The organism is Pseudofrankia coriaricola, from assembly GCF_001854805.1.
In the GTDB taxonomy this organism is placed as follows: domain Bacteria; phylum Actinomycetota; class Actinomycetes; order Frankiales; family Frankiaceae; genus Pseudofrankia.
In genome coordinates, this window is the sequence record NZ_MBLO01000006.1 from 19,659 (window position 1) to 42,744 (window position 23,086).

A 23,086-nucleotide genomic window follows, 5' to 3' on the forward strand; every position below is an offset into this window, starting at 1 on the left:
TGGCGACGGCGGCACGGCTCTATGCCGAGGCGGCCCACCAGACACCCAACCTCGCCGAGCTTGACCACCTGACCCGCCAGGCCGCCCGGCTCAACGCCCGCCGAGCTCTCGACCCGCATACCCGGTTCTGTTTTCAGCGTCTGCGGACGGGCGGTCGGTGTCGGACTTATGAAGCTCCTGGAAACGCTCGCGTGTCACGGCGAGGATCAGCTGGTCCCAGTAACGCCCGCCGTGGAAGAGGTGGCGCTTGATACGGACCTCGATCTCGAACGCCTTCCCGTCACCCGAGCGTATGGCGTCATAGTTGTGCTCGGGGATCTCCAGATAGATCTTGTGAAACCGCCAGTTGGCGAAGATGTAATCGAGGAACAGCCGGACGACCTGGAGCGCTTGGCCGGAGCCGCTCACCCGGGGGGTGAACACTGCACCAAGGCTCGCGTGCCCGTTGTTAAGGTCGGGGGCATAGCAGACGATCTGGCCGACCGGCTCGCCATCGGCCCGGCGCCGGACGACGAACTGGGCAAGCACGTTCTGCCACAGATCGGCCTCGAACTTCTCCATCGGTGGGATGCGTCCGTGGTACCGCCACCGGTACCCGGTCTCGGATGACGTGGCGAGGGCGTACAAAAAGGGAAGGTCAGGGCGCCCGGGCTGGGAAAGCTCGAACGCCGCCGTCGACAGCGGAGACGTCAGCGGCGCACGCCCGTGCGTAGCCGACGTGGCGTCACCCCACACACCCGGCCCACCCGCGCCATTCGGATTGGGCTTCCCAGGACCGTCGCGGCCGTGGCCGTGCGCCGGCTGGCACAATGCGCGCAGCTCGCCGAGTGTCTCGAACTGCCCGTCGCCTACCTCCTCCGCACCAAGGTCTGCCGCGATGTTGTGCAGCGCGAGCATCTGAAGCGAGTCGAACCCCAGGTCCTCGACGAACCTGACGTCATCGGAAAGCTCCTCACCAGCCAGCCCGAACCGGTCCGCTATCGCGGCCCGCACCTGATCCGAATCGGCGTCCAGCGCCTTGGCAGCCAAGCGTACCTCTCAGTACCAGTCGATTCACCGTAAGCACCATTTCGCGGCCTGGTCTCCCGTTCAGTCGGCCTTCGGCGCATCAAGAACCTCGGCCCTCAAGCTGTCCAGCTGCACTTCCTTCGGAATGTCCGGAGACTCCGGGTCCAAGCGTACGGCCTTTCCCGACTCGTCACGGAAGATCCCAGCCACGGTTCCGACGATCACGTACTGGCCGACGGCTTGTTCGGATTCCCTCAGGAAGAGGAGGTAGGCTCCGTCGGCCTTCAGTATGTGCTGGGACCCAGGGCTTCCGACCTGTCGGACCCTGATGGTGTCAGGAGCCTTTCCGCGAACCACCTCAACGACATCGAAGTTCGTGATCACGTGGGGCATCGAGAAAACCGTGGCTTCTTCGACCTTGGCGGCTCCCCGCACTCGGACTACCAGGTCCGAATACGTGGCCAGCTCCGCGATAGAGTTATACTCCCGGAGTCGCGTTAACCCGTCACCTGGGCCCTCGGGCTGCTGCTGAGCGTCAGAACTCGGCCGCGCCTGGGCCTCCGAGTTCGGCGTTGCTCCAGGATCGGATCCACCGGAGCAACCGACCACGGCAGCAAAGAGAACAGGAAGCGCCAAGACACGGATGTGCTTGCGGAGGGCCATCGGAGGTTCCTTTCTGGGTTGCGCTTGAAATTCCTAGTAGATCGCATTGATGTCATTGACATCGTAAGCCCGAGGCGTCCAGAACCCCTGGTAGTCAGGGCCGATGTTGATGTACATTATTGACGCCGGCGAGGTACCGGAAACGTGCCCCAACCCGAGCGTGTGCCCCAGTTCGTGCGTGAGGACGGCGTTGTTTTCATTGTTCGAGCGGCCGTCGGTGTATGTGCGGTTGACCGACGCTACTACGTGCTGGACTCCGTTCGGGTAGAGCCCGCCCGAGCACACATAGGCATTGATAGCCTTACCAAACCATTCGTAGTCCTCCCCCCAGGCGCCGGCTACCAACTTTATGTCGGCCTGCTGCTCGTACCCTGCGCCTATCTTCTTGAAGTCGACGGGAGTGTTCTCGTTGTTCCACACCTGCGCCATGTTGTCCCAGACGGTGCCGTAGCCGGCCTGGCTGTAGGAGTCGTTCCAGTAGGTAGGCGTTGTGTGGTTCCCATTTGCAGCCCGACGGCCAGGCGGCGGCAGGGTCGGCGTCGACGGCGGCGTAGCCCAGTGAGGCCGCGGCGGTCGAGAGTACGACAGCGCTTGTCTGGGAGACGCGGCTCATACGGCGGTCAGACACGATCTCTATCCTCTCTGCAGGTGCGTCCGGTTCAGCGTTTAGTCGGGGGCACCGTAGGTGTAGGTGATGGGTGGGGGTGGGCCGAGGAAGGTGGTCACGGACTGGATGAGCGGGACTTCGTTGAGGGTTATGACGTTGAGTCCCTTGACGGGGTTCCTTTGGGTTCCGTCGCTCATGACCAAGCCGTAGCGGGCATGGCGGTGGTGCAGGTCGACGCCGGTGGTGCGCACGGGGAGAACCCCGGGGAACTGGGCGCGGACCTGCCCGATGACGGTGGCGACGCCGTCGATACTGTCGGCTGCCGCCAGCGGGGTGGTGTAGGTGACCGTGGGGGCCAGGCACTGCTCGAGGACGGCGATCCGTCGCTGCTGGTCGGGTTCCGCCCAGGCAACGTTCATTAGGTCGAGGTTCATTAGGTCGAGTAAGCCTGGCAGGGCGTGGACGACCTGTGGGTCGACGGTCGCGGGTGCAACCGGACGGCCAAGGACGCTGAGCTGGGCGGACCCGCGATGACAGGTGAACCGCGCCGGGTTTGACGGAGGCAGTCAAACCAGGAGCAAGCGGACGACATGGGCGCGCGCCACCCGAGCCCCGCTGGCGGATCGGTGCCCAGATCAGCACAGTTCAGACGCGATAATGATAGCCCGGCAGGAGGCATCGAGACCGCACCCCGCCCCCACCTGCGCCACGGGGCAAGAAGATCAATGAAGATTGCCCGGGTCTGTTGCGTCGAGAGGAGCCGGGGCTGCGGAGCCGCCGCCCGACTGGTGCTCAGATAGTGCGGGCGAGTTCGGCGAACGCGGTCGCAAGCCGTGGCTGTGGGTCGGTGTCGGTGGCGAGTTCGTAGTGGCTGCGGCGGATGTTCTGGGCAAGCGCGTGCCCGGTGCTGATGGTCTGGGCGGAGCGCAAGCGTTTCAGCCCACTCATCGGCCGTAGTCTGGCTTTGAGTGTGCTGTGGTCCGACTCGATCCGATTGTTCTGTCGGGCGGCGTCGATGTGGCAGGCCTCGGGTAGCAGTTCCCCCGAGGATCCGCGGGTAGACGGGTGCCTTGTCGGTGGTGCCTCGACCGGTCGGCGGCCGTGGGCCAAGGCCCGGTGGAAGAACCGGCGGGCCGCGATCTGGTCACGTCGTTCGCTCGCGAGCACGTCGATGACCTGTCCGTGCTGGTCAATGGCGCGATACAGGTACCGCCACCGGCCTGCGATCTTGATGGAGTAGCGGAGTGAAGCGCTGCACCCACCTGTACACCGTGACGTGATCAACCTCGATGCCGCGCTCGGCCAGAGGTTCCTCAACATCCCGTAAGGACAGCGCGAGCCGCAGGTACCACCGCACCGCCAGCGTGATCACCTCGTGTGGGAACCGGAACCCGGTGAACTCCGAGACAGGGACCGGCGGGCGAGGACGGCAGCGACCCATCACTCGACCATGCCCGCCCGTCGAGGCCGACCACGACTACGATCCGCGCGACAGACCGTCACGACCGCTCAGGACGCGCCTTGCCCTTGCGGGTCCGGCGACGCCGAATGGCGTCGTGTCGGCTGCGCGCCGCGTCGCGCCACCTGCCGTCGCTCGCGGCGCGGGCGGCGTCACTTACCAGCGGGTCGGGGTCGTCGGCCGCGTCGGCGAACAGCTCGAAGATTCGCGGGTCGCGGTCCGCCAGCCCGAGCAGGATCGGGATCGCCTTGTGCCGCACCTCGGGGCTGGGGTCGGCGCGCAGCGCGCCAGCGAGCGTCGGCACCACGTCGGCGACGCACAGCGGCGAGTCCCGGCACCGCTCGCAGGACACCGCGTGCAGCGCCGTGAGGCGGACCGGCGTCACCGGGTCGGCGAGCGCGTCGAGAAAGGTCCGCGTCGAGGCGTCATTGGCGTGATGGTCAAGGAATGTCAGGCAGGCCCTGCGGACCCACGGGTCGGAGTGATGGATGGCCGCGACCCGGATCGCGCCGACGGGCATATCCGGAACCAGCCTGAACCGCTGCTTCACCGGAGCTCCACGCCAGCGCCGCAGGAAATCGTCGACGACGCGGAGCTCGGTCTCGTGGCCGCTCATCGTTCCAGTGCAGCCCGGCCGCGGCAGGCAGTCCAACCCTTTTCCACCTCACCCGCGCCGCACCCGGGTCAGCCGCGCTTGGGCCAGCTACCCGCGGGCCGGCCGGACTGCTGAACCGCCACCACCGGCCCGGCCAGCTGGTGGCTGGCTGGGGCGAGCCGCCGGAGAAGCCCTTCACTCGGCTGGACGGGGTGTCCGTCGGCGGCTGAACGAGCTGGTCACCGCGAATCCGCGGTACCTTCCGCCAGTAGCGGCCGACCCACGACCCGGACGCGGGTTGGCGCTACTGCCAGCCACTCCCATTCCCGCTCACGGTGCGGTCGGTGCGCCCGACCGGGCAGGTATGGACCCAGGACCAACCGGGATGTCGCCGCGTAGGGTGACGCGGTTCATGATCCGCTGAAGGTCGCGCCTGCGCCTGCGGTGACGAAGCGGTGCGGGCGTCTGACCCGCCAAGGGCGCCATCACTTGGCTCCTGAACAGCCCCTTCTGTGCTTCCGGTACCCCGACGGACCTGCTCGTAAGCGCGGGCGACGACCACAGGGTACGGCGGATGTGGGACCCGATCAGCGGCAACCCCATCGATGGAGCCCGGCCTCGTCGACCCGCCCCGCTGAGAGTCGGCGCCCCACTACCCGCCACACCAAACGCCGCATCAGGAGCCCGGCGAGATGCGACGATTCATTCCAGTACCGTTACCCGCTGAAACGGGAGCCGCAGTGGACGACGCTCAGCCAGGAGGCGCCGAGACCGACCCCGACGCTCTGCTGGCGAAGATCCGGCGTGCGAACGACCTGAGCCACCAGGGTGACCTCCAGGCCGCCCGCGGTCTATACGAGGACGTGCTCACCCGGTCCCGCGACCATCTCGGCGCGGACCAGCTGCGCGCACGTGCGGTGGTCGCCACGCTGAACCTCCAAGGCGTCCTGCAACAGCAGGGGGACGGCGCCGGCGCCGTGGCGCTCTACGAGGACCTCCTTGCCCGGCTGCGTCGAGCAGTCGGCGACGACCACCAGGAAACACTGCTCGCCGAATACAACGTCGCGATCATTGCGCGCGCTGTCGGCGACATGCCCAAGGCCCGCGAGATGTTCGCAGCAAATTTTGAACACAGGCGCCGCGTCTTCGGCGATGACCATCCGTTGACCGTGTCCTGCCGCGAGGCCCTCGACGAGACCGTCGGCTAGACCAGCGACTTACCAGCATCACCGGATGAGTCAGAAGCTCCGGATCGCCGACAGATCCTGGCCCATCCGGGCCCGCACACGCGGCGGTCCTGCTTGACGGGACGCTCTGACGCCCATGTGCGGTCAACGGAGTGTGTCGGGGCGTCCGAGATTGGAGGCGGGGCTGCATGCGGGATGAGCAGGCGTTCGAGGGGTTCGTGGGCACGCCGGCGGACGCGGGCTGGGGCGGAATCCGGATCGGCTGGCTGCCGGCGGGCACGACTCGTCTGGGCGACGGCGGCGGACCGAACGGTCGCGGGATCGGCGACCAGACCGGCCAGCCCGGCGCCGGGGTGGCGTACACCGGGCACCAGGACGCGATCTACGTCAGCTCGTTCACCCAGGCGGGCGAGCGGGACTCACTGCTGCGGATCGTGGTGAGCTGGCATCCACAGGAGGACTTCGCGGCGTCGCACCTATCGGAAGGCGGAACGCCGATCACGGTGCACAGCCAGCCGGGCCGGCGCTACAACGGCGGTCTGACGTCACAGCCAGGCGGGCGGCCGCACTACCGGGCCGGCCTGACCTGGCGGGAGGGCTCGGCCGGCCCGGTGGCCGCGGTTACGGCCCAGAGCGCCGCCCCGGTGGATACCGCGGCCCTGCTGCGGGTCGCGCAGAACATCACGGTGGTCGCCGAGCCTGGCGCGGTCTCGGCGGCCACAACGGCACAGATCCAGGCGGTGTTCACCGGCTGGTGCCGTTCGGGACCGAAGGGGCCATCCTCACCGGTCAGGATCGTGTCGACACGACGTCAGCTGAGGTTGCAAGCCTGTGAATGAGGCCCAGCCGAGCCATGTCGTCCAGGCACTTGTGGATGAAGTCTCTGGTAAGGCGGGGAACCTCCGGGCCGACCGGCAGACGGCGGACTGCCTCCTGGAATCGCTGCGTGCCGACCATCGGCTCGATGGGTCGAGGCTGTCTCATCGTGCCGAGAACCGTCAGGGACGAGTGCTGGCGCTTCGCTTCGGGCAGTGCCTTGAGCTTGGCCTCGAAGCGTTCGACCCAGCTGCTGTAACCTGACAGGCGCTCGACCGCATAACCTGCGCCTTCGATCCACTCGACGAACGTGTCGAGCGAGATTCCGTCGTCGGCGTGATGGTTCAGGACGTGATAGTTGTGGAAACCGTCGTACGGCTCGGCGCTGATTCCCACTATTGCCCCGGCTACGAAGTCGACCGGGAGTCCGTCGTAGTGTGCGCGGGTCTTCGTGTCGTCGCGGTCCAACGGGTAGAAGGATCCGGGAGCAAGACCGGTGAGCACGATGCTGGTGAGTAGCCGGGTGAAGACATCGGGTGCGTTGATCTGACCGTGATATTTCCGATGAGCGAGCATCATGTCACCGCGGAAGACGTTCACCGGTAACCCGGCCGTACGGTGTGCGCTGAGCAGCACCTGCTCCGCGGCCCATTTGCTCGTGCCGTAGCCCATCGGATGCCGGTCGAGATCGATCACGTCGAGCAGCGGGGAGTCCTCGCCGCGCGGCGCCCTCCGCTCGAGCAGGTAGGTGGTCGCGGCCGACGAGACGAAGTCGAACCGCTTCAGTCGGTGAGCCAGTGCGAGCCGGACAAGCTCGGCGGTGCCCGCGACGTTCGGGCCGAACAGGTTCTCATAGGGAAGGACGTGGTTGACCAGCGCACCTGGGTGGACGATCCGGTCGACCGTCCGCGCGAGGCGGTCGTAGTCGGCGTCGTCGAGTCCGAGCTTTGGCTCCGCCACGTCGCCGACGACCACTTCGAGCCGTGCCTCGCTCAGCGCGGCGAACCGCTGCCGCAGGTCCGGATCGGTGTCGAACACAGCCGCGAGGCGGCGGCTGGCGGCGGCTTCGTCGGTCGCGCGCACGAGGCAGATGAGCGTCCCGCCGCTCGTCGCGAGGCGTTCGAGCCATTCGAGGCACAGGAAGCGGCCGAGGAACCCGGTTGCGCCCGTCAGGAGCACGCAGGTCGATACCGCGGGTGGCGATGCGGCCGGGGCCTGCGCGAGTTCTTCGGCGGGGATGAACGCCGAGAGGTCCAGGTCCGAGGCGCGGAGGAGACGGGAACCCGCGCCATGGACGCGGTCAAAGGTCGTGAGCTGGGCGCGGGACCGGTCGAGCGCGGACTCGATGACGCGTGTCCACGACCGTGGATTACCCGCGGGGCTGAGGATCGCGTTGACCAGCACCTCGACGCCGAAGATATCCGCGAGCATCGCCGAGAACCTGGACGCTCCGAGGGAGTCCCCTCCGAGGTCGACGAAGCCGAGCGGCGCCGACGGATCGATCTCCTCCACCCCCAGCGCCACCTCGAGCGCCTTGACGACCTTGTCAAGGACGCTGGTGTCGTTGTCGAGGTTCTTCAGCGCGACGAGGTTCTCGGCCTGTCGGCGTTCGAGTTCGATGTAGAGCTGTTCGAGTCGGTCGCGGTACTTCGCTTCGAGCGCGGGGCGCATGCGTTTGTGGACGCTCGACAGCAGCCCGTTCTCGTGTGTGAACGGCTCGCGCTCGACGATGAAGTCGCGCGGCACCTCGAACGATCGGAGGCCCTCCTTGGCGGCGATGTCACGCAGCTCGGACCGGATCAGGTCCCGCAACGACGTAGCGGTGAGGTCGCCGAGCCGGTCACGTACGACGTCCGGATTGGGAACGACGACGGCGAGCACGTAGGAACGAGCGGAGTTGCCGTAGACGAAGATCTGGTCGATGAGTTCGCTGCCGTTCTCGAACGTCGTCGCGAGCGCGCCGACGGCCACGAACTCGCTCTGGGAGAGCTTCAGCACGTCGTTGCGGCGACCGATCCACTGGATCTGGTCTGGTCCGCGCTCCTCCACGATGTCGCCGGTGCAGAGATACCCGTCGGCGTCGAACAGGGCGGCCGTCGCCTCCGGCCGCTTGAAGTAGCCGGGGGTGGCCCGCACGCTCCTGACGCAGAACTCGCCACGCGGGTACGGCTTGTCGGTGAGGAGGTAGCCGAGCTCAGGAACGTCCCGCAGCCGGTAGTCGGTGACCGGAGGACGCAGAACGCGCCCCATGACGACCATGGTGCCCGCCTCGGTCGAGCCGTAGCCGCCGCCGAGCCGAACCTGGAAGCACTCTTCGATGAAGTCCCGCAGGTGAGGCGTCATGGGCGCACCCGCGCCGCCGATGGAACACACCCGGTCGCCGAGAAACTCCGCGCGCATCGTCCGCATGACCTCGGCGCGCGCCGAGTCCGCGTCGGCGCCGGCGGCCATGCGTCTCGAGACCTCTCCGAGGAAATGGTGGTGGACCAGCTCGAGGATCCGCGGGAACACCGACACCTCTGTCGGACGGGTGAGCCGTATGTCCTCGAAGACGGTGGACAGGTCGCTGTGAGCGGTGATGTTCACCAGTCCGCCCCGGGCGAGCGCCGAGTAGATCATGTGTCGGCCCGCCAGGTGGTTCAACGGCGCCAGGGCCACCCGGACGACAGGCCCTAGCCGCTCGCTGGGGTCCCACTGCGCGGACACCGTGCGCTCGGTGACGATGACACCCTTGGGAGTGCCGGTGCTGCCGGAGGAGTGGATGAGCAGCGCCATCCGGTCGGCGCCCGCGGTGGACGCGGGAAGCGGCTCCCACGGCGGCAGCTCGGCGCCGAGGTCGACCATCTCGCTGAGAGTGACGAGCCGCGCGCGCGAGCCGTTTCTCGCGATGTCGTCCTGGGCGGCGACGAGGCGCTCGCGGTCCTCGTCGACCCGGGCGTCGTAACCGAGCGCGATGATCGTGCGGATGGAGTCCTGCGGGCCGGCGAGAGACACCACCAACTCGAGATCCGCCATCTCCGCCGCCACCGTCGTCGGTGCGGTGTCCGCGAAGATTCCGCGCAGGTCGGCGGCGGCGAGGGTGGCCTGCAGGGGCACGCTCACGGCAAGTGCACAGGCCACCGCCAGGTCAACCGTGACGTAGTCCGTGCTGGCGAAGCCAAGGATGCAGACGAAGTCACCAGGATCGACGCGGTATCGCCCGTCGTGATGCCACAACGTGGCGAGGCATTTCACCCGGCGGAGGAGCTCGCCGTAGCTGATCGTGTCGAAGTCGGGCTGGTAGGCCCGGTGCGCGCGTCCTGTCGCGTCCGAGACGGGCCGGTAGCTTCGCTGGCCCAGTGCCGCACGTCCCGCGTAACCGTCGAGCACCGTCGTGATGACCTGCTGGTAGGACAGGCCCGGGCGGAGAGCGGCCGCGGCGACCTCCGGATCGGGGCTCAGCGCCCGCAGCTGCTCGTCGGCTCTTACTAGATCGGCAAGGCGTTCGGCCGGATTACGCGCATCTGTCACTGACATGGTCTTCCTCGCCCCCGGTTAGGCCTGCGGTATCGGGAGGTACGGGTGTCCTTCGGAACCGGCGAACTCCGGCGGGAAGGGCAGCCTGTCGGGCTGGACGCCCAGGCGGCGCCGTTCGGCTTGGCGCCGCCGCGGCAGGCGCTCCGTTCACGTGACGAAAAGCGCGGGAGCCACGAGAGCAGCAGTGCCCCTCGGTCCCCGCCGCCACCCGGCGACGAGGGTAATCATACTGACGAGGTTGATTTCGGTCAACCTCAGATGCGGCCTGCCGGCGCGAGCTCCTCGGACGAGCCCAACGCGAGCCCACGTACGCCTGAACCCGCAGCCGTGCTCAGGACAGCAGGGTCGCTCGTCTCGCACGAGTCCCGCCCGGTCCGACGTAACTTCGAGACGGCGAGCAGGAACCGCATCGCGTCGCCATCATCGACGAGGAGGTTCTGACCCACGCACTGGTGGGCGACCCCGCCTGGATGGGCGACGAGGCCGGGCCGGACATCCAAGCCATCACCAGGTAAGGCGACGATCGTGTCGAATCAGTCCGGTCTCACGGCTCGCAAGAACAATCGGACAGCATCCGCGGTGCGGCGTTGCTGCTCTTCGTGATCGTGCACGATGCCGAAAGATGCCATGCGCGCCGGGGCTACCGCTACCATCCCGAGGAAGTGTTCGGCGAGCAGGTCGGCGTCGTGCACGGAGATCGCCCCGGTGGCAGCGTGCTCACGCAGCAGGTTGGCGACGGCCTTCTGTCGTGGCCAGATGCAGTACGTCTTGCGAGCGACCTCGGGGAACCGAGCTGCCTGCGCGATCGCCAGCCGGGCGAGTGCGACCATCCGGGGATCGAGGACCCTGCGCACGGCGGCTTCCGCGATCGCGAGCAGTGCGGCCTCCAGATCCTCAGGGAGGTCTGCGTGACCCGGTTCGGGGCTTGGCCAGTCGGGTCGCTCCATCGCCCAGTTGAGGACGGTGGTGAACAGATCGTCCTTGCTGCGGAACCGCGCGTACAGCGACTGCTTCGTCGTACCGGCAAGCGCGGCGATGTCGTCCAGCGAGGTGGCCTCATATCCACGTTCGAGGAACAGCTCCAGGGCCGCCTCCTTGAGATCCTGCTCGAGCCGGGCGGCCTGCGCGCTCGTCGGACGCCCGCTCCTGCGGGCAGGGGTCCTCGAGGGTGTCGCCATATGGACAGTCTGACAGGATCTCCATGATCCACAGTGGGTGCGGCAAGCTCGTTTCAGGGCTCTGAGCATGGGCCGTGTCGGGGCGGGACAGCGCTCGGACCAGGTCCTCCGAGGCGTCGCCCCGGAGGTCGGCGCTCACCGAAATCCGGACGTCGTGGGGATACCGCGTGGCCTCGCGGATGACGCTGATCCACGAGGCCCGGTCACTGTCCCAAAGTCCTTACGGACGAAAGCGGATGATCGTCTTCCCGGTGATCCGCTCGGTCGGGTTGAAGGCGGCGACGGCATCGTCGAGGGTCGAGACGTTGCCGATGTTCGTCCGYAGTCGTCCGTCCCGCACCCGCTGGACGATCTCACCAAGTTGGGCGCGATCGGACACGACAACGAAATCGATCGCCAAGCCGTCCGCGGGCCGCGCCTCCGGCGGCCCGACGACGGACACCAGCGTTCCTCCGGACCGGATCACGCCTGCGGACCGCTTCCCGATGCCGCCGCCGATGACATCGAAAACCAGATCGACTCCGCCGACGTCTTCCAGGGCGTCGTTGTCGAGGTCGACGAACTCCTGCGCGCCGAAGTCGAGCGCCTTCTGACGGTCGGCAGCGCGTCCGGTGCCGATGACGTACGCGCCGGCCTCTCGTGCGAGCTGCGTCACCATCGACCCGACTGCGCCGGCCGCGCCGTGCACGAGGACGCTCTGCCCCGCCTGAAGGCGGCCGTGCTCGAACAGTCCCTGCCACGCGGTCAGGCCCGGCATCGGCAGGCTCGCGCCCACCGTGAAGTCGACGTCGCCCGGCAGCGGCGCGAGGTTGCGTGCCTCGACAGCCGCGTACTCCGCCAGGGTGCCGTCGCGAGTCCAGTCCGTGAGGCCGAACACCCGCTGTCCCACCGACAGCCCCGTCGTGCCATAGCCGAGGGCGGTGACCACTCCGGCCAGCTCTTGCCCGGGAATCGACGGTGTCCGGTCACGGCCGAAGCGATCGGTCCAGGTCGAGAACCACGTCAGCTCACCCGGAGTGAATCCCGACGCATGAACCTGAACGACGACATCGTTCAGTGCCGGTTCCGGCTCGGGCCGCTCCACCAGCGTCATCCCGGCCGWTCCCGCGGCCTCATCTGTCACCACGATCGCTTTCATTTGGACACCTCCGCTGACCGACCGGCTGGGGGAGCTGCTGGCGAGCAGTCGCGGGTCAGCTGGGCGTTGACAAGCCCGATGCGGCCGACAACGCCGATCAACCGTCGAGCTCCGCATCCGTCGGCCGGGTGAGGGCTACCTCGCCAAGGTAGCCCGATCATCGTTGGGGCCGTCCGGGCTTACAGGCCGTACTCTTCCAACAGTTTCAGCCAGATCTCGCTCACGGTCGGGAACGAGGGGACCGCGTGCCACAGCTGGTCGAGGGGAACCTCCGCGGCCACCGCGATGGTCGCCGAGTGCAGCAGATCAACCACTTCAGGGGCAACGAACGTGGCGCCGAGCAGGACGCGGCGGTCGGAGTCGACGACCAGTTTTGCCCGGCCGGTGTAGCCCGCGGCCTGTAGCTGGGCGCCTTCGACCGTGCCCATGTCGTAGTCGACTGTGCGGACGGGAAAGCCGTCGGCGCGGGCCTGGGACTCCGTGCGCCCGACCACGCAGACCTGGGGGTCGGTGAAGATGACCTGGGGGGTGGCCCGGTTGTCGGCGGTGTCGCGCATCCCGGGGAGGTCGTCGGGCTGGCCGGCGGCACGGGCGGCGATCACGTCGCCACAGACCCGTGCCTGGTACTTGCCCATGTGGGTGAGCAGGTTGCGGCCGTTGACGTCGCCGATGGCGTACAGCCAGCCGTCGTGGAGGTTGGTCGCCCGCATGCTGGCGTCCACCTCGATCGGGCCGTCGGCCGCCAGGCCGACGGTGTCCAGGCCGAGGTCGCCGACAGCCACCCTGCGGCCGGCGCCGACGAGGATCTCGTCGGCCTCGACCCGCGAGCCGTCGTCGGTGTGGACGGTCACCGAACCGTCCGGCAGCGGCCGCTCGACCCGGACCGGCGAGCGGCCGAGGCGCACGTCGATGCCCGAGGCTCGGAGGGACCTCGCCAGCAGCTCACCGGCGAACGGCTCGGTCCGGGTGAGCAGCCGGTCTTCGCGCACCAGCATGGTGGTCTCTTCGGCGCCGAGGGCGTGCAGCGCCTGGGACATCTCGCAGCCGACGGGCCCACCGCCGATCACCGCAAGGCGCTTGGGCACGTGCTGGACGGCGGTCGCCTCCCGGTTTGTCCACGGCTGTGCCTCCCGCAGCCCGGGCACGTCCGGGATGGCGGGGTTGCTGCCGGTCGCGACGATGACGGCGTGGCGGGCCCGCAGCGCCCGGGTCCCGTCGTCCGGCGTCGTCGCCTCGACCCGCATGGGCCCGGCCAGGCGTCCCCGGCCGCGCACGAACGTCGCCGGGAGGTTCTCGATCCAGCTCACCTGGCCGCCGTCGTCGAGGTGGTCCACGATCTCGTCGCGGCGGGCCAGCACCGCGGCGGTGTCGATGGGGCCGCGCAGCTCCGTCCCCGGCACCCGGCTCACGTCGCCAGCCAGGTCCACCGGCCGCAGCAGCGCCTTGCTCGGAAGGCAGGCGTAGTAGTGGCACTCGCCGCCGGCCAGGCGCTGCTCCACGACCGCTGCCGTCAAACCGCCCCGGACAGCGCGTGCGGCAGCTGTCTCCCCGACCGGTCCCGCGCCGATCACGATTACGTCGAAGACCTCGTCCGTGTCCGCCATGACACCTCCACCACCGTTGCCGCGGTCACGCTACGGTGTGCCATCCCCCGCTTGCTGACGGTCGAACCGGTGATCTCATGCGGATCACAGCTTTATCGGCGTCGCTGGAGACGATCCGCCGAGGGCCGTTCTGCTCACGCCAGCTGCCGGGCCTGCCGTTCGGTCTCCCGCCGACATCACCATTTGCATCGGGTAGTGGGTGGGTAACTCTGAGGTATCGAGGGTCGATTCAGGCCCCGCCGCCCAGTGCGCCGACTGGAGACGCCCACCATGACCGACCTGGACATGCTGTGTGCCAACACGATCCGTGGGTTGTGTATGGACACGATCGAACGCGCCGCCTCCGGGCATCCCGGTACGCCGATGGATATCGCTCCGGTGGCTTACACCCTCTGGCAGCGGTTCCTACGTTTCGACCCGGGCGACCCGATCTGGCCAAATCGGGACCGTTTCGTGCTGTCCGAGGGGCATGCGTCGGCTCTGCTCTGGTCGTTGCTGCACCTCGCCGGCGCGCGCGCAGTCGATCCCGACTACGAGGTGCTCGGCCGGCGGGCGGTGACCCTCGAGGATCTGAAGACGTTCCGTCAGTTTGACTCGCACTGCCCGGGCCACCCGGAGTACCGGTGGACGAGTGGTGTGGAGGCGACGACTGGCCCGCTCGGCCAGGGTGTCGCGATGTCGGTGGGCATGGCGATCGCGGGTCGGTGGCTGGGGTCGCGGTACAACCGGGACGGGTTTCGGCTGTTCGACTTCGACGTGTACGCGCTGGCCGGGGACGGCTGCATGATGGAGGGCATCTCGGCGGAGGCGGCCTCGCTCGCAGGACATCTGGGCCTGGCAAACCTGTGCTGGATCTACGACTCGAACCGGGTGACCATCGAGGGCCACACCGACCTCACGTTCACCGAGGACGTGGCCGCCCGCTTCATCGCCCACGGCTGGAACGTGACGACGGTCGCCGACGCGAACGACCTCGACCAGGTGGCCCGTGCCTTGCACAGCTTCCGCGCCGAAGTCAGCCGGCCGACCCTGGTGCTGGTGCACAGCCACATCGGCTACGGCTCGCCCGTCGAGGACTCCCCGAAAGCCCACGGGAAGCCGCTCGGCCGGGAGGGGGTGCGGGCGACCAAGCGCTTCCTCGGCATGCCCCCGGACATCGACTTCTTCGTCCCCGCCGAGGTCTACGACCACTTCGCCCAGGGCATCCGGGCGCGCGGCGAGGCGGCTCGGGCCGCCTGGGAGGCGAGGTTCGCCGAGTACCGCGACGTCTACCCGGAGCTGGCCGAGGAGATCGAACGCATGCAGCGCCGGGAGCTGCCGGACGGCTGGGAGGCCGCGCTGCCCTCCTTCCCCGCCGATCCTGCGGGCATCGCGACGCGGGACAGTTCGGGGCGGGTGCTGGACGCGCTCGCGCAGGCGGTGCCGTGGCTGCTCGGCGGTTCGGCTGACCTCACGCCGTCCACGAAGACCAGGCTCACCTTCGCCGGCGCCGGCGACTTCCAGGCCGGGGCGGAGTCGGGACGCAACCTGCATTTCGGTGTCCGGGAGCATGCCTCGGCGGCGATCGCGAACGGCATGGCGCTCACGAAGCTCCGGCCGTACTGGTCCGGCTTTCTGATCTTCTCCGACTATGCGCGGGGGGCGATCCGGCTCTCCGCGCTGATGGAGATCCCTACCCTGCACATCTTCACCCACGACTCGATCGGGGTCGGCGAGGACGGGCCGACCCACCAGCCGGTCGAGCAGCTGGCGTCGTTGCGCGCCATGCCCGGTCTGCTCGTCTTCCGACCGGCCGACGCGGGCGAGGTCGTCGAGACCTGGCGGATCGTGGCGGCGCTGCGCCGCGAGCCTGCCGCGCTGGTTCTCTCCCGGCAGGCCCTGCCCACCTTCGACCGGTCCCGGCTCGCCGCCGCGTCCGGGGTTGCAAAGGGGGCGTACGTGCTGGCGGACGCGGGTCCCGGGAAACCAGACGTGATCCTGCTCGCGACCGGCTCGGAGGTGGCGCTCGCCCTCGCCGCGCGCGACGAGCTGGCGGCCGACGGGATCGGCGCCCGGGTCGTGAGCATGCCGTGCTGGGAGCTGTTCGACCGGCAGTCGCCGGAGTACCGGGAGCAGGTGCTGCCGGCGGACGTGACGGCCCGCGTCGCGGTCGAACAGGCCTCGACCCTGGGCTGGGACCGCTACGTCGGGGACCACGGTGCCGTCGTCGGCATGCACACCTTCGGCGCGTCCGCGCCGCTGCGGCAACTCGTAACAAAGTTCGGGTTCACCCCGGACCACCTCACGCAGGTAGCCCGGGACCTCGTGGCCACCGAACGGCGGATGCCCGTCGGACATGGCGCTGGACGAAGGTGAGCGCATGAAGCCGACCGAGACCTTGCACGAACGCGGGCAGAGCCTCTGGCTCGACAACATCACGCGGCGGATGCTCGACGCCGGGCAGCTTCGCCGCTACATCGACAGCTTCGCGGTGACCGGCCTCACGTCGAATCCGTCGATCTTCGACAAGGCGATCGAATCCGGCGGCTACGACGACGCCATCCGGGTCTGCGCCGCGGCCGGCCTTTCGGACGAGGAGGTTTTCACCGAGCTGGCGATCGGTGACCTGCAGCGCGCGGCGGACGAGTTCCTCGGTGTTCACGACCGAACCGACGGAGTCGACGGCTGGGTTTCCCTTGAGGTCTCCCCGCTGCTCGCCCACGACACCGCAGCCACCGGACCGAGGAGGAGATCCAGGCTGACGAGATCGAGGCGCGGACCGTGCCGCACCGGGTGATGCCGGGCGACCGCCCCACCACGGTCCTGCTCGCCGAGCAGCTGACGCCACGCGTGCTCGGCGCACTGGTGGCGCTCTACGAACACAGCGTGTTCACGCAGGGAACGATCTGGGGAATCGACTCCTTCGACCAGTGGGGCGTCGAGCTCGGCAAGGTGCTCGCCGCCCGGATGGCCCCAGAGCTGGCGGGCGGGACCGAACCGGAGCTCACCTACGACTCATCCACCAACGCCCTGATCCGCCGCTACCGCACCCTGAAGGGCTAGCGCCGGCGCTCACGCGGACCTGGCCGCGACAGCGCCAGGAATGCGCGGGACGAACGCCGCGAGAAGGAAGGAAGCCGGGATGGCAACCGACAGACCCATGCAGCTCGGCATGATCGGATTGGGACGGATGGGTGCCAACCTCGTCCGCCGGCTCATGCGGGACGGCCACCGGTGCGTGGCCTACGACGTGAACGAGAGCGCGGTGAACGCGCTCGAAGCCGAGGGGGCCGTGGCCGCGACCTCGCTCGGCGGCCTGGTGACGAAGCTGACGAAACCGCGGGTCGTCTGGCTGATGCTGCCGGCGGCGGTCGTGCAGTCGACCCTCGACGAGTTGTGCGACCGGCTCGAGCCCGGCGACATCGTGGTCGACGGCGGCAACTCGCACTACCGGGACGACATCGCCCGCGCGAAACGGCTCGCCGACCGCGGGCTGCACTACGTGGACTGCGGGACCTCCGGCGGGGTCTGGGGGCTGGAACGGGGCTACTGCCTCATGATCGGCGGCGAGGAGTCCGCGGTGCGGCGGCTGGATCCGATCTTCGGGACCATCGCGCCCGGCGCCGATAGCGCGGCGCCGACGCCCAGCCGGAGCCGCGACGGGACGGCCCCTGACGGCTACCTGCACTGCGGGTCGAGCGGCGCCGGCCACTTCGTGAAGATGATCCACAACGGGGTCGAGTACGGCATGATGGCCGCGATCGCGGAAGGTCTCAGCATCATCCGGCACGCCGACGCGGGCAGGCGGGACCGCACCGTTGACGCGGAGACGGCCCCGCTGCGCGACCCCGAGGCCTACCGCTACGAGATCGACGTCGGCGAGGTCGCCGAGGTCTGGCGGCGTGGCTCGGTGGTCGGCTCCTGGCTCGTCGACCTGACCGCCGACGCGCTTGCCCGCTCACCGGGTCTGGAGGACTTCGCCGGGCGCGTGTCGGATTCCGGCGAGGGCCGCTGGACCGTGCACGCGGCGATCGATGAGAGTGTGCCGGCCCCGGTCATCGCGACGGCGCTAAGCGAGCGGTTCTACTCCCGCGGCCTCGGCGACTTCACCGACAAGGTCCTCTCCGCGATGCGCAGCGAATTCGGCGGACACGCAGAGAAGAGGGCGAAGGTCATATAACGCAGAAATCGGCGGCTTCGGCCGACAGGTCGACCTGAACGCAGCGCAGGCGACAAGTAGCGCTAAGCGGACGAGAAGGAGGTCAACGCAATGAGCACAGCGACAGCGGTTGCCCCGGATAGCCGGCCGGTGACAGGGGCGACCGCGGTGCCCGACGACCATGTGATCGTCCTGTTCGGCGCGACCGGGGACCTCGCCCGACGCAAGCTCCTCCCCGGCCTGTTCCACCTCGCCGCGGCCGGCCTGCTGCCGTCCAAATACCGGATCGTGGGGTCGGCGCCCGTCAAGGGTGCGGTCACGCCCGACGAGTTCCGGCGGCGCGCGAGGGAGGCGGTCGACGAGTTCGGCCTCGTCACGCCGTCGGGCGCGGCGTGGCGGGAGTTCGAGGACTCGCTCGACTTCGGTGCCGCGGACGAGGATTCTCCCGAGCCGCTCCTTGCGGCGGTGCGGACAGCCGAGAAGGCTATCGGCGGCTGCCCCCGCCGCCTATTCCACCTTGCAGTGCCGCCGGCGGCGTTCGGGTCGGTCATCGGGATGCTCGGCGCGTCGGGTCTCGCGACGAACGCCCACGTGATCGTCGAAAAGCCGTTCGGCTACGATCTTCCGTCGGCCCGGGAGCTGAACAGGTCGATCCACGCCGTCTTCGACGAATCCCAGACCTTCCGTATCGACCACTTCCTCGGTAAGGAGGCGGTGGACAACATCCTCGCTTTGCGCTTCGCGAACGGCCTGTTCGAGCCGGTCTGGAACCGCGATCACATCAGCCATGTGCAGATCGACGCGCCCGAGACCCTGGGAATCGGTGGCCGCGCCGGCTTCTACGAGCGGACCGGCGCGTACCGGGACATGATCGTGACACACCTGTTCCAGGTGCTGGGCTTCGTGGCGATGGAGCCGCCGACCGCTCTGCGGGCGACGTCGCTGCGGGACGAGAAGACCAAGGTCTTCGAGGCGATGAAACCCGTCGATCCGGCACACGTGGTGCGCGGCCAGTACGACGGTTACCGGTCCGAGCCAGGTGTCGACCCGCAGTCGCGAACGGAGACCTTCGTCGCGCTGCGGGTGGAGGTGGACAACTGGCGCTGGGCCGGCGTGCCGTTCTACCTGCGTTCCGGCAAGAAACTGGCGCAGCGCCGAGAAGTCATCACCCTGGGTTTCCGGGATCCGACGCTACGGATGTTCCAGCTCGACCCCGACGTGCGGCTGGACAGCAGCGGCAACAAGCTTGTCATCGATTTCGCTGACCCGGGCTGGATCACCGCCCAGTTCCTCGCGAAGGAGCCCGGCGCCGCCATGCGTCTCGGCGAGGCAGAAATGACGTTCCGCTACGCCGACTGCTTCAACGCAGAGCATAGCCTCGCCGGATATGAACGGTTGATACTGGATGCCATGCTCGGCGACCAGTCCTTGTTCACCCGATCGGACGGTATCGAGCGCCTCTGGAAGGTCTCCAGCCCGCTGCTCGATAACCCGCCGCCGGTGCAACCGTACGCTCCCGGATCGTGGGGACCCGAGTCCATCGACCGGCTGATCACACCCCACCGCTGGCACCTACCGGAAAGCCGATGACCAGCCCGGCGACCCGCCTCCTTCTCGCCGACGTCGACGGAACGTTGGTGACCTCGGACAAGGTCCTCACCGACCGGACCATCGACGCGGTCCGCCGGCTGGGCGACGCCGACGTGCTCTTCGCAGTCACCAGCGGCCGCCCGCCCCGGGGCATGTCCATGCTCGTCGAGCCGCTTGCCCTTGCCACCCCCATCGCGGCGTTCAACGGAGGTGTTTACGCACAACCCGACATGTCCGTCCTAGCGCAGAAGGTGGTTCCCGGCCATGTGGTCGGGCCTATGATCGCGCTGCTCACGTCCTTCGCGCTCGATGTCTGGCTCTACCAGGGCACCGACTGGTACGTGCGCGACCCCGAAGGGCCCCACGTCGATCGCGAGACCAGGACCGTCGGGTTCGCGCCGACGGTTTCGCCGGATTACGCCGACCTCGCGGACGTCGTCAAGATTGTCGGCGTGAGTGACGACTACGAACGCGTCGTCGCCGCCGCGACGGCAGCCCACTCCAAGTTCGGCGACCACGTCGCAGCCGCCCGCTCCCAGCCGTACTACCTGGACGTGACCCACCCGGATGCGAACAAGGGGTGCGTCGCGCGGTATCTGGGCGAAAGGTACGGCATCCCGACCAGGCAGATAGCGACGATCGGCGACATGCCGAACGACGTGCTGATGTTCGCGCACTCGGGTCTCAGCGTCGCGATGGGCAACGCCAGCCTCGAAGTTGTGCGGGCTGCTCGACGGGTCACCACGGCCAACGACGATGACGGCTTCGCCAACGCCGTCGACCGCTACATCCTCCGGACCGGTTGAATCACGGGGGGCGGGGGCGGCGGCGCAGATTCAACCGGCGGGCGTAGGTGAGTATCTTCTCGAACGACCAGCCGACCGCGCCCGACCCTCGGGTCGTGCGATCACGGACAGCTTGATCGACGCCACCGAAACGCTGGAGGCAGTTCTGCGCCACGGTCCCGCTTCGCTATACCCGCTGCACCAGCCGTCCTCAGCGCACGCCGGTCGGCTGCCCCGCTGAAGTGGCAGGGGTGCCGTGGTCGAAAACTATATTTCGTATGCAGGAGGTTGCATTGTGTACGTCCCGCTTCACGAAAGACTGCCGGACTACACCGCCTGCCAGCGCTGCACACGAGGGGTGCGACCCGCGAAGACGCGGGGGCCGGGCGGGGCTACACCGGGACGGCGGGTGGGAACACCCTGGGTATGACGTCGGTCTCAGTGCGTTCGTCCCCGGCGGGGTCTGGAGCCCGGGCGGCGGCCGAGCGGGCGGCAGCCCGCAGTGCCGTCTGGATCGACCTGCCCGGCCACCGGCAGGTGGCGTTGCCATCCCTGGACCAGCTGGCCTTCCTCGGCGGGGTCGCCGCCCTTGCCGTGCTGGAGATCATCGAGTGGCCGGTGGCGGTCATACTCGTGGTCGGCCACACGCTGGCGACCAGCCGCCACAGCAAGGCCCTGCGCGACTTCGGGGAGGCCTTGGAGGAAGCCTGACCGCGCCGGCCGCAGCGGCGGCCGCCTGATCAGCGCTTCTTGTCCCAGATCCCGTCGCTGCCGCGGTGCAGGCCGAGCTGGATCCGGCGGCAGCGGGCGACATCCCGGTGTGTGCGCTGTCGGGGCCGGACGGACGTGTTGGGTGCCAGAACTCGGCCACCGGGGTTGACCTGCGGTTTTATGCGGCTAGCTCGTATTCGTTGATCAGATCGCCGAGGATAGGTTGGCGCTTGATCCGTTCGGTTGTGAGGTCGGCGATCGGATGATCGGGGCGAGGTGGTTGGAGCTGGAGGGCGCGGTGTGGACGGCGTCCGTTGTAGTGCCGCGTGTACTCGGCCAGCACGGTGACCATCATGCCGATGCCCGGACCATCGCATCGCCGCAGGTCACGGGCCAGGGCCGACTTCTGACACCCCACAGGGTGCCGGCCAAGGCAAGCAGGGGCGATTAGTCTCGCGGTGGCTGCCGGTCTGTATCTCCGACACGCGATCAACCGCACTCGAGGAGAGCGTCATGACCGCTACCTACACCTTCGACGTCTTTTCCAGCCTCGACGGCTTCGGTGCCGCCAGCGGCACCTGGACCGGCTACTGGGGCAAGCAAGGCCCCGAGCTCCTCGACCACCGCCTCGCCCTGTACGGCGAGGAGCAGCGGATGGTCTTCGGGGCCAACACGTATCGGGCGTTCGCGCGGATGCTGGCCTCGGGCACCGAGGAGTCCGAGGTGCGTGACCCATGGGTCACACGGATGAGGAGCCTGCCGGCGACGGTGGTGTCGACCACGCTGGAGGGATCTCTCGACTGGCCGGATGCGAAAGTCGTGAGCGGCGACGCCGTCGACGTCGTCGCTCGGCTCAAGGAGGAGTCTGAGGTGCCGTTGCGCTCGCACGGCAGCCTGTCGATGAACCGGGCGTTGATGGCCGCTGGTCTGGTCGACCGCGTCCAGGTGACGCTCTTCCCTGTGATCACCGGTCAGACCGGGCTGGACCCGATCTTCCAGGGTGCGGCCGACTTCGACCTCGAGCTGATTGACAGCCGAACGCTCGACGGCCACATCCAAGAGCTCATCTACCGGCCAACCCTGCATGTCTGAGCCCAGGCATACACCCCGCCTGTCAAGCGGTGCGGACCCGGTAGGACTCGGGCGCCGGCCAAGGGGACGTCTGATGGCCGCGCACAGCGCCGCCGTGGTGGACCGTCCGGATGTGGGACGGTCTGGGGGAGGGGCGTGACGCGGTGGTCACGCTCGTCACGGTGATCATGGTTGTGGTGGTCGGCCTGACGTTCGCGTTCGGGTCCAGCTCGGGGCCGGCGCGGCCTGAGGCGAGGCGAGGACGCGGGCCATGAAGGCGGTGGGCGCCGCTCCCGTGAACTCGCGGAAGTCGCGGACGAGATGAGCCTGGTCGGAATAGCCGCCCTCGGCGGCGAGCTGGTCCCAGCGTGGTGGCCGGCGTTCGTCGAGACGCGCGAGCAGCTGGTCGAAGCGAACCAGCCGCGCGGCCGTCTTCGGCGGTAGGCCGATCTGCCGTCTGAACCCGGCGATCAGGCGTTTGTGGCTCCAGCCCACCTCACCGGCGAGCCGGCTGATCGGGATCCTGCCGCCGGTGATCACCAGCCGTCGCCATGCCCAGCCGACCTCGGGTGAGGGACGGGGCCCTTCCGCCGCCCGGCGCAGCAGGAACTCGTCCATGAGCGCGAAACGGTCGCCCCAGGTCGGCGCCTCGCGGACCCGCTCGGTCAGGCGCCTGCCAGCGGCGGCGCCGACGACGTCGCCCAGATCGACGACCTGTCCCTCGAGCTCGTCCATCGGCAGGCCCAACAGTGCATATGCGCCCAGCGGAGCAAGCCACGCCTCGAGGTAGGTCGGCGCACAGGCGCCGATCATGGCCGCGTACGAACGATGCACGCCGTGCACGAAGGCCGGGGGCCGCTCAGCCGAATCGCGGATCTTCAGGACTAGCGGGACTGCCGCGCTCGCCGGGATGACGAGCCGGGACGGCTTGGTCGCGTCGGTGAAACCGGCATAGCCACGGGCAAGCAGGGAACGCACCCGGGGGTGCGGCGCGCCGTCCACCCGAGGCCATCTGGCCCG

22 protein-coding genes are annotated in these 23,086 nt (G+C 68.5%); 10 read left to right on the forward strand and 12 right to left on the reverse strand.

Annotated elements, in window-relative coordinates; genetic code table 11:
- Positions 1 to 90: 90 nt before the first annotated feature.
- The 6 genes from BCD48_RS01525 to BCD48_RS01550 all read right to left on the reverse strand — a co-directional run bounded on the left by BCD48_RS01525 (position 91) and on the right by BCD48_RS01550 (position 4,353).
- On the reverse strand, positions 91 to 1,029 hold the full coding sequence (locus BCD48_RS01525) for a GNAT family N-acetyltransferase (RefSeq protein ID WP_071046407.1): 939 nt from the start codon (positions 1,027 to 1,029) through the stop codon (positions 91 to 93).
- A gap of 60 nt (positions 1,030 to 1,089) precedes the next feature.
- Positions 1,090 to 1,671 carry a hypothetical protein gene (locus tag BCD48_RS50450; RefSeq protein ID WP_131803702.1) on the reverse strand — a complete coding sequence of 194 codons (582 nt, stop codon included), beginning with the start codon at positions 1,669 to 1,671 and terminating at the stop codon, positions 1,090 to 1,092.
- Positions 1,672 to 1,704: 33 nt separating this feature from the next.
- Positions 1,705 to 2,100, reverse strand: a complete 396-nt coding sequence (locus BCD48_RS01535; protein ID WP_071046409.1) for a matrixin family metalloprotease — start codon at positions 2,098 to 2,100, stop codon at positions 1,705 to 1,707.
- Between the two features lie 237 nt (positions 2,101 to 2,337).
- Positions 2,338 to 2,697 (reverse strand): nuclear transport factor 2 family protein, encoded by a 360-nt coding sequence (locus BCD48_RS01540; protein WP_131803703.1) that lies wholly within the window; start codon positions 2,695 to 2,697, stop codon positions 2,338 to 2,340.
- 373 nt (positions 2,698 to 3,070) lie between these two features.
- Entirely contained in the window at positions 3,071 to 3,598 is a 528-nt protein-coding gene (locus BCD48_RS01545) for a transposase (RefSeq protein ID WP_241841436.1), read from the reverse strand.
- Positions 3,599 to 3,777: 179 nt separating this feature from the next.
- Positions 3,778 to 4,353, reverse strand: coding sequence for a HEAT repeat domain-containing protein (locus BCD48_RS01550; protein ID WP_071046411.1), 576 nt, complete (start codon positions 4,351 to 4,353; stop codon positions 3,778 to 3,780).
- 719 nt (positions 4,354 to 5,072) lie between these two features.
- Here BCD48_RS01550 and BCD48_RS01555 point away from each other — a divergent pair.
- Positions 5,073 to 5,540, forward strand: a complete 468-nt coding sequence (locus BCD48_RS01555) for a tetratricopeptide repeat protein (protein WP_071046412.1) — start codon at positions 5,073 to 5,075, stop codon at positions 5,538 to 5,540.
- 167 nt (positions 5,541 to 5,707) lie between these two features.
- A complete protein-coding gene (locus BCD48_RS01560) occupies positions 5,708 to 6,358 on the forward strand; it encodes a hypothetical protein (protein WP_071046413.1) in 651 nt (216 codons plus the stop codon).
- Here BCD48_RS01560 and car read toward each other — a convergent pair.
- The 4 genes from car to BCD48_RS01580 form a co-directional block, all read right to left on the reverse strand.
- Positions 6,309 to 9,851 carry a carboxylic acid reductase gene (gene car, locus BCD48_RS01565; protein WP_071046414.1) on the reverse strand — a complete coding sequence of 1,181 codons (3,543 nt, stop codon included), beginning with the start codon at positions 9,849 to 9,851 and terminating at the stop codon, positions 6,309 to 6,311. The two genes, BCD48_RS01560 and car, sit on opposite strands and share 50 nt — an antisense overlap.
- A 533-nt stretch (positions 9,852 to 10,384) precedes the next feature.
- Positions 10,385 to 11,029 carry a TetR/AcrR family transcriptional regulator gene (locus BCD48_RS01570; protein ID WP_071046415.1) on the reverse strand — a complete coding sequence of 215 codons (645 nt, stop codon included), beginning with the start codon at positions 11,027 to 11,029 and terminating at the stop codon, positions 10,385 to 10,387.
- Between the two features lie 220 nt (positions 11,030 to 11,249).
- On the reverse strand, positions 11,250 to 12,167 hold the full coding sequence (locus tag BCD48_RS01575; protein WP_071046416.1) for an NADP-dependent oxidoreductase: 918 nt from the start codon (positions 12,165 to 12,167) through the stop codon (positions 11,250 to 11,252).
- 179 nt (positions 12,168 to 12,346) lie between these two features.
- Complete coding sequence (locus tag BCD48_RS01580; protein WP_071046417.1) at positions 12,347 to 13,771, reverse strand: dihydrolipoyl dehydrogenase family protein; 1,425 nt, start codon at positions 13,769 to 13,771, stop codon at positions 12,347 to 12,349.
- A gap of 270 nt (positions 13,772 to 14,041) precedes the next feature.
- On the opposite strand from BCD48_RS01580, the gene tkt reads away from it, so the two are divergent.
- The 7 genes from tkt (at position 14,042) to BCD48_RS01615 (ending at position 20,995) form a co-directional block, all read left to right on the forward strand.
- Positions 14,042 to 16,126, forward strand: coding sequence for a transketolase (tkt, locus tag BCD48_RS01585; RefSeq protein ID WP_071046456.1), 2,085 nt, complete (start codon positions 14,042 to 14,044; stop codon positions 16,124 to 16,126).
- Between the two features lie 4 nt (positions 16,127 to 16,130).
- A complete protein-coding gene (locus tag BCD48_RS01590; RefSeq protein ID WP_083418038.1) occupies positions 16,131 to 16,547 on the forward strand; it encodes a transaldolase family protein in 417 nt (138 codons plus the stop codon).
- On the forward strand, positions 16,532 to 16,813 hold the full coding sequence (locus tag BCD48_RS01595; RefSeq protein ID WP_071046419.1) for a phosphoglucose isomerase-related protein: 282 nt from the start codon (positions 16,532 to 16,534) through the stop codon (positions 16,811 to 16,813). Before BCD48_RS01590 ends, BCD48_RS01595 begins: the two co-directional genes overlap by 16 nt.
- A 97-nt stretch (positions 16,814 to 16,910) precedes the next feature.
- Complete coding sequence (gnd, locus tag BCD48_RS01600; protein ID WP_198543033.1) at positions 16,911 to 17,930, forward strand: phosphogluconate dehydrogenase (NAD(+)-dependent, decarboxylating); 1,020 nt, start codon at positions 16,911 to 16,913, stop codon at positions 17,928 to 17,930.
- Positions 17,931 to 18,020: 90 nt separating this feature from the next.
- Positions 18,021 to 19,499, forward strand: coding sequence for a glucose-6-phosphate dehydrogenase (gene zwf / locus BCD48_RS01605; protein WP_071046421.1), 1,479 nt, complete (start codon positions 18,021 to 18,023; stop codon positions 19,497 to 19,499).
- Positions 19,496 to 20,305 carry a Cof-type HAD-IIB family hydrolase gene (locus BCD48_RS01610; RefSeq protein ID WP_071046422.1) on the forward strand — a complete coding sequence of 270 codons (810 nt, stop codon included), beginning with the start codon at positions 19,496 to 19,498 and terminating at the stop codon, positions 20,303 to 20,305. Before zwf ends, BCD48_RS01610 begins: the two co-directional genes overlap by 4 nt.
- A gap of 405 nt (positions 20,306 to 20,710) precedes the next feature.
- Positions 20,711 to 20,995: a hypothetical protein gene (locus BCD48_RS01615; protein WP_071046423.1), complete on the forward strand. Its 285-nt coding sequence runs from the start codon at positions 20,711 to 20,713 to the stop codon at positions 20,993 to 20,995.
- Between the two features lie 178 nt (positions 20,996 to 21,173).
- On the opposite strand, the gene BCD48_RS01620 is transcribed toward BCD48_RS01615, so the two are convergent.
- Entirely contained in the window at positions 21,174 to 21,350 is a 177-nt protein-coding gene (locus BCD48_RS01620) for an integrase core domain-containing protein (protein WP_071046424.1), read from the reverse strand.
- 158 nt (positions 21,351 to 21,508) lie between these two features.
- Between BCD48_RS01620 and BCD48_RS01625 the strand changes: the two genes are divergently transcribed.
- The gene (locus BCD48_RS01625; RefSeq protein ID WP_071046425.1) at positions 21,509 to 22,087 is read left to right on the forward strand and encodes a dihydrofolate reductase family protein; all 579 of its coding nucleotides are present in this window, start codon (positions 21,509 to 21,511) and stop codon (positions 22,085 to 22,087) included.
- A gap of 165 nt (positions 22,088 to 22,252) precedes the next feature.
- On the opposite strand, the gene BCD48_RS01630 is transcribed toward BCD48_RS01625, so the two are convergent.
- On the reverse strand, positions 22,253 to 23,068 hold the full coding sequence (locus BCD48_RS01630; RefSeq protein WP_157910405.1) for an AraC family transcriptional regulator: 816 nt from the start codon (positions 23,066 to 23,068) through the stop codon (positions 22,253 to 22,255).
- Between the last annotated feature and the right edge of the window lie 18 nt (positions 23,069 to 23,086).